The organism is Streptomyces indicus (genome assembly GCF_900100315.1).
Classification (GTDB): Bacteria; Actinomycetota; Actinomycetes; order Streptomycetales; family Streptomycetaceae; genus Streptomyces; species Streptomyces indicus.
The window spans coordinates 52,230-64,876 of the sequence record NZ_FNFF01000021.1 but is presented as its reverse complement, the minus strand read 5'-3'; the positions used below and the strand labels follow the sequence as shown (position 1 = coordinate 64,876).

The 12,647-nt window shown below is 70.9% G+C and carries 11 protein-coding genes; 4 read left to right on the top strand and 7 right to left on the bottom strand.

The genetic code is table 11. The features are described from left to right. Positions 1 to 23: 23 nt before the first annotated feature. Complete coding sequence (locus BLT97_RS33170; protein ID WP_093617071.1) at positions 24 to 1,064, bottom strand: glycosyltransferase family 2 protein; 1,041 nt, start codon at positions 1,062 to 1,064, stop codon at positions 24 to 26. Between the two features lie 147 nt (positions 1,065 to 1,211). Here BLT97_RS33170 and BLT97_RS33165 point away from each other — a divergent pair, with 147 nt between their 5' ends. After that, positions 1,212 to 2,684 (top strand): LCP family protein, encoded by a 1,473-nt coding sequence (locus BLT97_RS33165; RefSeq protein WP_483883504.1) that lies wholly within the window; start codon positions 1,212 to 1,214, stop codon positions 2,682 to 2,684. A 100-nt stretch (positions 2,685 to 2,784) separates the two neighbouring features. Here BLT97_RS33165 and BLT97_RS33160 read toward each other — a convergent pair whose 3' ends face one another. After that, positions 2,785 to 3,333 carry an acyl-CoA thioesterase gene (locus tag BLT97_RS33160; RefSeq protein WP_093617012.1) on the bottom strand — a complete coding sequence of 183 codons (549 nt, stop codon included), beginning with the start codon at positions 3,331 to 3,333 and terminating at the stop codon, positions 2,785 to 2,787. A gap of 118 nt (positions 3,334 to 3,451) precedes the next feature. Here BLT97_RS33160 and BLT97_RS33155 point away from each other — a divergent pair, with 118 nt between their 5' ends. Continuing rightward, a complete protein-coding gene (locus BLT97_RS33155) occupies positions 3,452 to 4,753 on the top strand; it encodes an LCP family protein (RefSeq protein ID WP_093617009.1) in 1,302 nt (433 codons plus the stop codon). An 83-nt stretch (positions 4,754 to 4,836) separates the two neighbouring features. Here the strand turns inward: BLT97_RS33155 and BLT97_RS33150 are convergent, their stop codons facing one another. Then, a complete protein-coding gene (locus BLT97_RS33150; protein WP_093617007.1) occupies positions 4,837 to 5,994 on the bottom strand; it encodes an acyl-CoA dehydrogenase family protein in 1,158 nt (385 codons plus the stop codon). A 226-nt stretch (positions 5,995 to 6,220) separates the two neighbouring features. On the opposite strand from BLT97_RS33150, the gene BLT97_RS33145 reads away from it, so the two are divergent. Further along, positions 6,221 to 7,546, top strand: coding sequence for a UDP-glucose dehydrogenase family protein (locus BLT97_RS33145; RefSeq protein ID WP_093617005.1), 1,326 nt, complete (start codon positions 6,221 to 6,223; stop codon positions 7,544 to 7,546). 165 nt (positions 7,547 to 7,711) lie between these two features. On the opposite strand, the gene BLT97_RS33140 is transcribed toward BLT97_RS33145, so the two are convergent. The 4 genes from BLT97_RS33140 to BLT97_RS33125 form a co-directional block, all read right to left on the bottom strand. Then, the gene (locus tag BLT97_RS33140) at positions 7,712 to 8,884 is read right to left on the bottom strand and encodes a dipeptidase (RefSeq protein WP_093617003.1); all 1,173 of its coding nucleotides are present in this window, start codon (positions 8,882 to 8,884) and stop codon (positions 7,712 to 7,714) included. A gap of 140 nt (positions 8,885 to 9,024) precedes the next feature. Then, the gene (locus BLT97_RS33135; RefSeq protein ID WP_093617001.1) at positions 9,025 to 10,248 is read right to left on the bottom strand and encodes a dipeptidase; all 1,224 of its coding nucleotides are present in this window, start codon (positions 10,246 to 10,248) and stop codon (positions 9,025 to 9,027) included. Positions 10,249 to 10,305: 57 nt separating this feature from the next. After that, positions 10,306 to 10,833, bottom strand: a complete 528-nt coding sequence (gene purE, locus BLT97_RS33130; RefSeq protein WP_093616999.1) for a 5-(carboxyamino)imidazole ribonucleotide mutase — start codon at positions 10,831 to 10,833, stop codon at positions 10,306 to 10,308. A gap of 23 nt (positions 10,834 to 10,856) precedes the next feature. Then, a complete protein-coding gene (locus BLT97_RS33125) occupies positions 10,857 to 11,996 on the bottom strand; it encodes a 5-(carboxyamino)imidazole ribonucleotide synthase (RefSeq protein ID WP_093616997.1) in 1,140 nt (379 codons plus the stop codon). Between the two features lie 127 nt (positions 11,997 to 12,123). Between BLT97_RS33125 and BLT97_RS33120 the strand changes: the two genes are divergently transcribed. Continuing rightward, positions 12,124 to 12,624 (top strand): GtrA family protein, encoded by a 501-nt coding sequence (locus BLT97_RS33120; RefSeq protein ID WP_093616995.1) that lies wholly within the window; start codon positions 12,124 to 12,126, stop codon positions 12,622 to 12,624. The last annotated feature ends 23 nt before the right edge of the window (positions 12,625 to 12,647 follow it).

The following is a 12,647-nucleotide window of genomic DNA, read 5'->3' as shown; positions in this document are numbered from 1 at the left end:
TACGGGATCCCTTACGAAACGACTCAGACGTTCTCGCGCAGCACCGCAGGGCGACGCGAGGCGATGACCTTCTTGGCCAGGGCCTTCGGGCTGGTCAGGAAGCCGTAGCCCCACGACATGTGCATGGTCGCGAGGGCCACCGGGATCTGGAGGCGGGCCTTGAGCGGCAGGCCCTTGCCCGCCGGGACCGAGCCCGCGGCGATCGCAGCGAGATAGCCGGCGGGGATCACGAAGCCGAGCGGGTGCACCGCCGCGCCCACGAACAGGCCGGCCGCGATGGCGCACACGGCGGTCGGCGGGGCCAGGTAGCGCAGGTTGATCGAGCCCTCGTGGTAGCGGGCGACCACGTGGCGCCAGCGCCCGTAGTCCTTGTACTGCTTGGCCAGCGCCTTCACGGAGGGGCGCGGCCGGTAGGAGACCTTGAGCTCGGGCGAGAACCAGATGAGGCCGCCGGCCTCGCGGATCCGGAAGTTCAGCTCCCAGTCCTGGGCGCGGATGAACTCCTCGTTGTACCCGCCCTGCTGCTCCAGGGCCTCGCGCCGGAAGACGCCGAGGTAGACCGTCTCGGCCGGGCCGGCCTCGCCACCGGTGTGGAAGGCAGCGTTGCCCACGCCGATCTTCGAGGTCATCGCGGCGGCGACGGCGCGCTCCCAGTCGTTCTCGCCCTCGGCGTGCATGATGCCGCCGACGTTCTGCGCGCCGGTCTGCTCCAGGAGGCGCACGGCGGTCGCGATGTAGTTCGGCGAGAGCATCCCGTGGCCGTCCACGCGCACCACGACCGGGTGCCGGGACGCCTTGATCGCCGCATTGAGCGCGGCGGGGGTACGGCCCGTCGGGTTGGGGACGGTGTGGACACGGGGGTCCTCGGCCACCAGCTCCGCGGCGATCTCGTCGGTGCGGTCCGTGGACGGCCCGAGCGCGATCACCACCTCCATCTCGCCCGCGTACTCCTGCTGGAGGATCGCGTGGACGGCGCCGCGCAGATGACGCTCCTCGTTGAGGACCGGCATGATCACGGACACGGCCGTCGGCTGCGCTGTACTCGTCTGGGGATTCTCGCTCATCACCCGTCACGTTACCGCGAATGGGGGACACGGGTGCGCGGCCCCCGGGTGGCCTCCCCGGGCCGCATTTCGTATGGGCCTACGGTTGCACGGTCCCTGCGCCCACGTCGTAAAAAAGTACAGCTCGCGGAGGTGTCCCCTGTGCCCGTGCCGCCCAGCCCCGCCCGCCCTCCCCGGCAAGGGCCACGGCAGCCCGTACGGACCTCGACACGACAGGCGGCGGGGCGGCGCAGACGTCCCAGGACCCGGCCCCGCTGGGCCATGCGGATGGCGACGACGTTCTCGGTGGCGGTGCTCGCCGCGGCGGGGGTCGGGCATGCGGTGGTCACCAGCCTGGACACCGGGATCGACCGGGTCGACCCCTTCAAGGACATGAAGAACCGTCCCTCCGGGGGCGACGGCATGAACGTGCTCCTGGTCGGCACCGACGGCCGCGACAAGATCACCGAGCAGGAGCGCCGCAAGTACCGCCTGGGCGGTGCACCCTGCCACTGCACCGACACGATCATGATCGTGCACATCTCCGCCGACGGTGACCGGGCCAGCATCGTGAGCCTGCCGCGCGACTCCTACGCGGAGGCGCCCGCGCACACCGACCGCAACAGCGGCGAGAAGCACAAGGCGCACCCGATCAAGCTGAACGCGGCGTACGCGGAGGGCGGCCCGAACCTGACGGTGCGCACCGTGGAACACATGACCAAGGTCAAGATCGACCACTATCTGGAGGTCGACTTCACCAGCTTCATGAAGACGGTGGACGTGCTCGGCGGGGTGGAGATCTGCACCACGACCCCGATGAAGGACTCGTACACCGGGCTCGACCTGGCCGCGGGCCGGCACCACCTCAGCGGCGGCGAGGCCCTTCAGTACGTGCGCTCGCGCCATATCGACGGCGCGGCCGACCTCGGCCGGATGCAGCGCCAGCAGCGCTTCCTCGCGGCCGTCATCGCGAAGGCCACCTCGTCCGGGGTGCTCCTGAACCCGGTGAAGTTCCGCGACGTGACCCGGACCATCCTCGGCTCGGTGCGCGCCGACCAGTCCTTCGGCACCGACGAGATGCTGGACCTCGGCCGGGCGATGCGCGGGTTCACCCCGGCGTCCTCCGAGTTCACCTCCGTGCCGATCGGCGAGATGGGCTACATGGTGAAGGGCATCGGCTCGACCCTGAAGTGGGACCCGGAGCGCTCGGAGAAGCTCTTCGAGGCCCTGCGCGAGGACCGGCCGCTCGCGCCGCTGCGCAAGAAGCGCAAGGTGACGCTGGTGGATGTGGCCCCGCAGCAGATCCGCGTCCAGGTCGCCAACGGCACGGACGTCTCCGGCCTCGGCGCCCGGGTGGACAAGGCCCTGCGCAAGACGGGCTTCCGTACGACGGGCGCCCCGCTCGACGCCGCACCGGTCAAGCGGACCCTCGTCGAGTACGACCCGCGCTGGGACCGCTCGGCCCGCTCGCTGGCCACCGCGCTGCCCGGCTGCGAGCTGAAGGCGGTCAAGGGGCAGGGCGGGACGCTGAAGGTGACGGCGGGGCCCGACTACGAGCAGGTGCGGCCGGTCCGGGCCACGGACATCAACCAGGGCGAGTTCGGTGTGGTGACCGGGGACCAGGTGGTGTGCGGGAAGTAGAGGCCGGCTGGGCGGGCCGCCGGTCCGCGGGTCCGCGGGGAGAGGGCCGTTCAGGCGCAGAAGCGACCGGTCCGCAGGGAAGCGGCCGATCCGCTTCCGCTCAGTCGTCCAGGCCCTCCGCCGCCCGCTTCTCGCGCAGTTCCATGATCGCGCGGCGGCGGGCGAGGCGGTGGGTGCGGCGGATCTGGGCCTCCTGGTAGCGGCGGCGGTCGCGCTCCGTCTCCGGGACCACCGGCGGGACCCGGCGCGGCTTGCCGTCGGCGTCGACGGCGGCGAACACGAGGTACGCGGAGCCGACCTGCTGGGCGGGCGTGGATTCGTTCCAGCGCTCGGCGAGGACCCGGACGCCCACCTCCATCGAGGTCCGGCCGGTCCAGTTGACCTGGGCCTTCACATGGACCAGGTCGCCGACCCTGACCGGCTCCAGGAACGCCATCTCGTCCATGGACGCCGTCACCGCGGGTCCGCCGGAGTGCCGTCCCGCCACCGCGCCCGCGGCGTCGTCCACCAGTTTCATGATCACCCCGCCGTGCACCGTGCCCAGAAGGTTGGTGTCGTTGTGGGTCATGATGTGGCTGAGCGTGGTCCGGGAGGCCGCGGTCGGCTTGCCCGGAATCTCCGCCTCCGGGTGAGGGGCCTGGTCTGTCATGCCCTCCACTCTATGTCTGGCCTGGTCGTGGGTGCTTTGTGTCAGGTGTGCAACAGCACTGGCCCGGTTTCACGGCATCCCTTGTCGTACGCCTTTATCCACCCTGCACACTGGGGGCATGAATGACTGGCCCCAGGGGTGGAGTGGTGACGACCGCAACCGTGGATACGGACGCGGCGCGAGCAGTGCGCAGCCGGAGGGCGCGCGCACGATGCGCCATGTCCAGCGCGGTCAGGCCCCTCAGGCCGCACCGTCGTACGGTGTCCCGTCGCAGCCCGCGTACGGCGGTCACGACGACCGCTACGAGGGCGGGTACGACGACGGACGCGCCGGCTACGACAGCGGCTACAGCGACGGCCAGGTGTACGGCGGCACGTCCCGCGGCGGCCGGGGCGGTGCGGGACGCGGCGGGGACGACGGCTACTACGCCGCGGGCCGGCCGGCGCCCGACTGGAAGCGCCGTATCAAGATCGGTCTGATCACGCTCGTCGCGGTCATGCTGGTGTGGTCCGTCGCCACGTACTTCTGGGCCGACTCCAAGCTCAAGCGCGAGGTCGACCTGTCGAAGGTGATCGAGCGGCCCGGCGGCGGCGAGGGCACGAACTATCTGATCGTGGGCTCCGACAGCCGTGAGGGGCTGTCCGCCGAGGACAAGAAGCGCCTGCACACCGGCTCCGCCGAGGGCAAGCGCACGGACTCGATGATGATCCTGCACGTCGGGGACAACGGGAACACGATGATCTCGCTGCCCCGTGACTCGGACGTCGAGATCCCGTCCTTCGTGGGCTCGGAGTCCGGCAAGACCTTCCCGAACACCGGCCGCCGCGTGAAGCTCAACGCGGCGTACGCCGAGGACGGCCCCGAGCTGCTCGTGCGCACGGTCGAGCACAACACCGGCCTGAAGATCGACCACTACGCGGAGATCGGCTTCGGCGGCTTCGCGAAGATCGTGGACGCGGTCGGCGGTGTGGAGATCAAGGTCGACAAGCCCATGAAGGACAAGAAGTCCGGCGCGGACTTCGAGCCGGGCACGCACGAGATGAACGGCGAGCAGGCCCTGGCCTTCGTCCGCCAGCGCTACGGCCTGGCCGGCGGCGACCTGGACCGTACGAAGAACCAGCAGAAGTTCCTCGCGGCCCTCGCCAACGAGGCGGCCACCCCGACCACGGTCCTGAACCCCTTCAAGCTCTACCCGACGATGGGCGCGGGCCTGGACACCCTGATCGTCGACAAGGACATGAGCCTGTTCGACCTGGCCGAGATGTTCTGGGCGATGAAGGGCATCACGGGCGGCGACGGCAAGTCGATGAACATGCCGATCTCGGGCAGCCGCGGCGGCAACCTGGTCTGGGACAAGGCCAAGGTGCAGCAGCTGGTGCAGCAGCTGAAGAACGACGAGAAGGTCACCGTCACGGAGTGACCGTCGCGACCCCGGCGGGTCTCGGCAGAGCAGACGGCGGGCGCCCCCAAGGGGACGCCCGCCGTCGGTGTGTGCGGCTGTCGTTACGGCAGGTTGCGTGCCATCACGATGCGCTGGACCTGGTTCGTGCCCTCGTAGATCTGCGTGATCTTGGCGTCGCGCATCATGCGCTCGACCGGGTAGTCGCGGGTGTAGCCGTAGCCGCCGAGGAGCTGGACGGCGTCCGTGGTGACCTCCATCGCGATGTCCGAGGCGAAGCACTTGGCGGCCGCGCCCAGGTACGTGAGGTCGGCGTCGCCGCGCTCGGAGGCGGCGGCGGCCTGGTACGTGAGCGCGCGGGCCGCGGAGATCTTCATCGCCATGTCGGCGAGCATGAACTGGATGCCCTGGAAGTCGGCGATCGGCTTGCCGAACTGCTTGCGCTCCTGGACGTAGCCCTTGGCGTAGTCGAGGGCGCCCTGCGCGATGCCGAGGGCCTGGGCCGCGATGGTGATGCGGGTGTGGTCCAGGGTCTTCATGGCGGTCGCGAAGCCCGTGCCCTCCTCGCCGATCATGCGGTCGGCGGGGATGCGGACGTTGTCGAGGTAGACCTCGCGGGTCGGCGATCCCTTGATGCCGAGCTTCTTCTCCGGGGCGCCGAAGGAGACGCCCTCGTCGCCCTTTTCGACGACGAAGGCCGAGATGCCGCGCGAGCGCTTCTCGGGGTCCGTCACGGCCATCACCGTGTAGAACTCCGACTCGCCCGCATTGGTGATCCAGCGCTTCACACCGTTGAGCACCCAGAAGTCGCCGTCGCGCACGGCCTTGGTCTTCATGCCCGCCGCGTCCGAACCGGCGTCCGGCTCGGAGAGGCAGTACGAGAACATGCCCTCGCCCTTGGCCAGCGGCCCCATGTACTTCTTCTTCAGCTCCTCGGAGCCGGAGAGGATGACCGGGAGCGAGCCCAGCTTGTTCACGGCGGGGATGAGGGAGGAGGAGGCGCACACGCGGGCGACCTCCTCGATCACGATGACCGTGGCGAGCGCGTCGGCGCCGGCGCCGCCGTACTCCTCGGGGACGTGCACGGCGTGCAGGTCGTTGGCCACGAGCGCGTCGTGGGCCTCCTGCGGGAAGCGGGCCTCCTCGTCGACCGCGGCCGCGTGCGGGGCGATCTTCGCCTCGGCGAGCGAACGGACCGCGTCGCGGAGCATGTCGTGCTCCTCGGCCGGACGGTACAGGTCGAATTCAGCGTTTCCCGCCAAGTTCTCTCACTCCCAAGGTGCCGCTGCTGCGGTCGGTGCGTGCCGGTGCAAACAACTGGTGCTAACTACCGTTAAGTAACCCAGATTTTAGGGGGTGGGCCCCCCGGGGGATACGTGAGCTTGGTGACAGCGCGGAGCGCCCGCGCGCCACGGACGAACGTTCCCCTCCGCATCCCCGACTATGCTCGGTCGGCAGTCCTGACCCGTATCCACAGGAGCACCGCACATGTCCCTCAAGATCACCGTGATCGGCACCGGATACCTCGGCGCCACCCACGCCGCGGCCATGGCGGAGCTCGGCTTCGAGGTGCTCGGGCTCGACGTCGTGCCCGAGAAGATCGAGATGCTCTCGGCGGGCAAGGTGCCGATGTACGAGCCGGGTCTGGAGGAACTGCTCGCCCGGCACGTGGCGGGGCTGCCCGGGTCGAGCGGGCGGCTGCGGTTCACCACCTCCTGGGAGGAGGTCGGCGCGTTCGGCGACGTCCACTTCGTGTGCGTCAACACGCCGCAGAAGCACGGTGAGTACGCGTGCGACATGAGCTACGTGGACGCCGCGTTCGGTTCGCTCGCCCCTGTCGTACGGGAGGGGTCCCTGGTCGTCGGCAAGTCGACCGTGCCGGTCGGCTCGGCCGCGCGGCTCGCGGAGCTGCTGCCGGAGGGCGTGGAGCTGGCGTGGAACCCGGAGTTCCTGCGCGAGGGCTTCGCCGTCCAGGACACCCTGCACCCCGACCGGCTCGTGGCGGGTGTGCGGAGCGAGCGCGCGGAGAAGGTCCTGCGCGAGGTGTACGCGACGCCGATCGCCGAGGGCTCGCCCTTCGTGGTCACGGACTTCCCCACCGCGGAGCTGGTGAAGACCTCCGCGAACTCCTTCCTCGCCACGAAGATCTCCTTCATCAACGCGATGGCGGAGGTCTGCGAGGCCGCCGGCGGCGACGTGGTGAAGCTCGCCGAGGCGATCGGCTACGACGACCGGATCGGCAAGAAGTTCCTGCGGGCCGGGATCGGCTTCGGCGGCGGCTGTCTGCCCAAGGACATCCGCGCGTTCATGGCGCGCGCCGGTGAGCTGGGCGCCGACCAGGCGCTGACCTTCCTGCGCGAGGTCGACTCGATCAACATGCGGCGGCGCGGGCACATGGTGGAGCTGGCGCGCGAGGCGGTCGGGGGCGGGTCGTTCCTGGGCAAGCGCGTCGCCGTGCTCGGTGCGACCTTCAAGCCGGACTCGGACGACGTACGGGACTCGCCGGCGCTCAATGTCGCCGGGCAGATCCACCTCCAGGGCGGCCAGGTCACGGTCTACGACCCCAAGGGCATGGACAACGCCCGCAAACTGTTCCCGACGCTGGGCTACGCCGACACCGCGCTCGGCGCGGTCCGCGGCGCCGATGTCGTGCTGCACCTCACCGAATGGCGCGAGTTCCGCGAGCTGGACCCGGCGGCGCTCGGCGCGGTCGCGGCCGAGCGCGTCATCCTCGACGGCCGCAACGCGCTCGACCCGGTCCTGTGGCGCGAGGCGGGCTGGACGTACCGGGCGATGGGGCGTCCGGCGGCGTAAGGTGGCCACCCCTTCGCCGGACAAACCCCTCCCGCCCGGGGGCCGTGCCCTTTTCAAGGCTACTGCCGCCCACTGACATCGCCCCCGGCGCGCCCAGCCGGCGCGCCCAGCCGGCGCGCCCAGCCGTCCAGACGCAGCCGTCCGGACGCTCAGCCGCCCGGCCGCTCAGCCGTCCAACCGCTCCGCAGTGGCCGTAGACGGGGGCCTGCGTTCCTGGGCCGCGCGGGCCGTGAACTCCGTGTCCCTGAGCACCCGTTGGACGTTGCCCCACGTCAGCTGCGCGAGGTCGGTCTCGGTCCAGCCGCGGCGCAGCAGCTCCGCGACCAGCTCCGGGTAGCGGGAGGTGTCCTCGACGCCCTGGGCCGGCCGGTCCTCGGTGTCGTACGTACCGGACAGGGCGACGCACTCGACCCCGGCCACCGCGCGGACATGGTCCAGGTGGTCCGCCACCCGCGCCAGCGTCGGGCCGGTGCGCTCGGCGGCGCACGGGACCATGCACAGGCCCTTGTTCGCGCGCAGCGCGGCCAGCACCCCGTCGTCCACGTTCGCCGGGTGCGGGGTGAGGGCGGCGGCACCCGAGCGCGAGAAGACCACCGGGGCCTTCGTGACGGCCAGGGTGCGCTCGACGGTGCGCGGTGAGCTGCCGCTGAGGTCGAGCAGGACGCCGAGGCGGTTGCACTCCCGTACGACCTCCTCGCCGAAGCGGGTCAGGCCCGCCCCCGCGGCCCAACTCGTCGAGTGCAGGGCGAGGCTGCGGACGCCGAGTGCGTGCAGGGCGCGCAGGGCGCCGAGCGAGTCGCCGAGCGCGCGGGCCTCGGCGGGGCCGAGCAGGCAGGCGATCCGGCCGTGGGAGCGGGCGTCGGCGGCGTCCGAGGGCGTACGGGTCAGCCGCAGCGCCTCGGGGTGCGAGGCGATGACCCGGCCCGCGAGGTCGATGAGGTCCAGCGTGGCGGAGACGGCCCGCTCGCCGCGCACCTCGGCGGGCAGGGCGAGCGACCAGAACTGCGCGCCCACCGCCCCCTCGCGCAGCCGCGGGATGTCGGTGCGCAGCGCACTCTCACCCAACTCCAAGTCGTACCAGCTGAGTTGGTGCAGCGCCCAGGGCAGCCCGCTGTGACCGTCGGCCACCGGGTGGCGGGCCAGGAGGTCGCGGGCGCGGGAGAGGTCGCAGGCGCGGGTGGTGTCGCCGTCTGCTTCCGTGGGCGCAGGGTCGTCCTGCGGGACGGCCGGCTCGTCGTATTCCGGTGGGACGGCGTCGCCGCCGTGGACCGGCGCCGTGGGCTCGTCCAGCTTGCCGACTTCTCCTGGGGCCAGCGACTCTTCCTGCAGATCCGCCATCGGGGGCTCCGGTCACGTGGGGTGCGGGGGGCTGCGCGTATCGCCCACCGTGACACGGCCCCGCGCGTGCGACCTGGTGAGTGGTGCGTCCGGGGGTACGGCGTCACACGCACGCACCCACCCCCGGACCCCGGCGCACGCTAGGAAGTGGCCGGACCGTCCAGCTGGTCGATCGTCGCGTTCGACGGGCCGCGCCGGGACTGGAGGTCCCGGGCCACGTCCTCCGCATCGCGCAGCGCCCGTACCGCGTTCGACCAGGTGAGCTTGGCGAGGTCGGCGGTGGACCAGCCGCGGCGCAGGAGCTCGGCGATCAAGTTGGGGTAGCCCGCCACGTCGTCCAGGCCGGAGGGCGTGAACGCGGTGCCGTCGTAGTCGCCGCCGATGCCGATGTGGTCGATGCCCGCCACCTCGCGCATGTGGTCGAGGTGGTCGGCGACCGTGGCGACGGTCGCAATGGGGCGCGGGTTGGCGGCCTCGAAGGCGCGGTGGATCTCCATCGCCTCGGGGGTGGTGTCGAGGTGGTGGCGGCCGTGGGCGCGCATGTTCTCGTCGGCGGCCTGGGTCCACGCGACGGCCGCGGGCAGGATGAACTTCGGGACGAAGGTGGCCATGGCCACACCGCCGTTGGCGGGGAGCTGCGCGAGCACGTCGTCCGGGATGTTGCGCGGGTGGTCGCAGACCGCGCGCGAGGACGAGTGGGAGAAGATCACCGGGGCCGCCGACTCGTCCAGGGCGTCGCGCATCGTGGAGGCGGCGACGTGCGAGAGGTCGACGAGCATGCCGGTGCGGTTCATCTCGCGGACCACCTCGCGGCCGAAGGCCGAGAGCCCGCCCACGCCCGGCTCGTCCGTGGCCGAGTCCGCCCACGCGATGTTGTCGTTGTGCGTGAGCGTCATGTAGCGCACGCCGAGCGCGTGCAGCGCCCGCAGCGTGGCCAGCGAGTTGTTGATGGAGTGGCCGCCCTCGGCGCCCTTGAGCGAGGCGATACGGCCCTCGCCGCGCGCCTTCTCCATGTCGTCGGCGGTCAGCGCGCGGACGAGGTCCTTCGGGTACGCGGCCAGCAACTGGTCGACGCAGTCGATCTGTTCGAGGGTGGCGCTGACCGCGTCCTCGCCCGCCATGTCGCTGCGCACGTACACCGACCAGAACTGCGCGCCCACGCCGCCCGCCCGCAGCCGCGGGATGTCGGTGTGCAGCCGGCCGCGCAGATCGCCCGCGATGTCGAACTGCGCGAGGTCGTAGCGCGCGTGCTGGCGCAGCGCCCACGGCAGGTCGTTGTGCCCGTCGACGACCGGGTGCTCGGCGAGCAGGTCGAGGGCTTCGGCGAGGTAGGGCGCGAGGTCGGTGTCCGGCGAGGAAGTCATGCCCCCAACGTAACCGCCGGGGGCACGACCCTCACCATGAGCCTGACCTGGGGATCGCTACTTGGCGAAGCCGAAGGACTTGTTGCCCTCGGCCTTCGCGCGCAGCCGGCGGCCCTTCTCGGTGGCCTGGTCGTTCAGCTCCTGCTGGAACTCCCGCATGCGGCCGAGGAGTTCGGCGTCGTGCGCGGCGAGGATGCGGGCCGCGAGCAGCCCGGCGTTGCGCGCGCCGCCGACGGAGACCGTGGCGACGGGGACGCCGGCCGGCATCTGCACGATGGACATCAGGGAGTCCATGCCGTCGAGGTACTTCAGCGGTACGGGCACACCGATCACCGGCAGCGGCGTCACCGACGCGAGCATGCCGGGCAGGTGGGCCGCTCCCCCGGCGCCCGCGATGATCGCCTTGAGGCCGCGGTCCGCGGCTTCCTCGCCGTACGCGATCATTTCGCGCGGCATCCGGTGCGCGGAGACGACGTCGACCTCGTACGGGATCTCGAACTCGGCGAGCGCCTGCGCGGCCGCCTCCATCACGGGCCAGTCGGAGTCGGAGCCCATGACGATGCCGACGACAGGTGCCGTGCTCATCCCGCTTGTTCCGTTCGCGTTGCTCACTCGACGATTGTTCCTCGCAGGTAGCCGGCGGCGTGCGATGCGCGCTCCAGCACATCGTCCAAGTCGTCGCCGTAGGTGTTCACATGACCGACCTTGCGGCCGGGCTTCACGTCCTTGCCGTACATGTGGATCTTGAGCTGCGGGTCGCGTGCCATGCAGTGCAGATACGCGGAGTACATGTCGGGGTAGTCCCCGCCGAGCACGTTGGCCATCACGGTCCAGGTCGCACGCGGGCGCGGGTCGCCGAGGGGCAGGTCGAGCACGGCGCGGACGTGGTTGGCGAACTGCGAGGTCACCGCGCCGTCCATCGTCCAGTGCCCGGAGTTGTGCGGGCGCATCGCCAGCTCGTTGACCAGGATCCGGCCGTCGCGCGTCTCGAAGAGCTCGACGGCGAGGTGGCCGACCACGCCGAGTTCGTCGGCGATACGGAGCGCCAACTCCTGGGCCTCGCCCGCCAGTTCCTCCGCGAGGGCGGGCGCGGGTGCGATCACGGTGTCGCAGACGCCGTCGACCTGGCGGGACTCCACGACCGGGTAGGCGACGGCCTGCCCGTGCGGCGAGCGCACGACGTTGGCCGCGAGCTCCCGTACGAAGTCCACCTTCTCCTCGGCGAGCACGGGGACGCCGGCCTTGAACGGCTCGGCGGCGTCCGCCTCGGAGCGTACGAACCACACGCCCTTGCCGTCGTAACCGCCGCGCACCGTCTTGAGGATGACGGGGAAGCCGTCGCCCTCCTCGGCGAAGGCGACCACGTCGGCCGCGTCGGCCACGATGCGGTGGCGCGGGCAGGGCGCGCCGAGCGCGGTGAGGCGCTCGCGCATCGCGCCCTTGTCCTGCGCGTACCGGAGCGCCGCCGGGCCCGGACGTACGGCGATGCCGTCCGCCTCCAGGGCGCGCAGGTGCTCGAGCGGTACGTGCTCGTGGTCGAAGGTGATCACGTCGCAGCCGCGGGCGAACGCGCGCAGCGTCTCCAGGTCGCGGTAGTCGCCGACGACGACATCGCCGACCACCTGCGCCGCGGAATCCGTGGGGGTGTCACTGAGGAGCTTGAACCTGATGCCGAGCGGGATGCCTGCTTCGTGCGTCATGCGCGCGAGCTGCCCACCGCCGACCATGCCGACTACGGGGAACGTCACATCCTCCAGGGTAAGGGGCCCCCGGATACGTAAAGACCTACGAGTCCTGCGTCACATCTCACAGTCTGGTTAGCATGGCTTGAACGACCAGGCGGGGGAAACCACGGAACGGGGCTGAGCGATCACCATGAGTGAGCGTGGCGCACTGCGCGCACAACTGGATCAGCTCTGGCGGGAGATCGCGAAGTTCGGTGCCGTGGGCGGCGTCGGGATGCTGGTCAACCTGGGCGTCTTCAACCTGCTGCGGCACACCACCGACATCCCGGTCGTGCGCGCCTCGATTCTCGCGACGGCCGTCGCGATCTGCTGCAACTACATCGGGTTCCGGTACTTCACGTACCGTGACCGCGACAAGAGCAGCCGCACCAAAGAGATGACGCTCTTCCTGCTGTTCTCGATCGTCGGGCTCGTGATCGAGAACGGGGTGCTCTACGCGGCCACGTACTGGTTCGGCTGGGACAGCAGGCTCCAGTCCAACATCTTCAAGTTCGTGGGCATCGGGATCGCGACGATGTTCCGGTTCTGGTCCTACCGCACGTGGGTGTTCCGCACCCTGCCCGCCCGCGAGGCCGTGGCCAGCGCGGAATCGTTCCTGGACGACCCGCGGCCCGAGCGGGCGGAGCGCTAGCGCGCTCGCACCCGAGTCCTGCG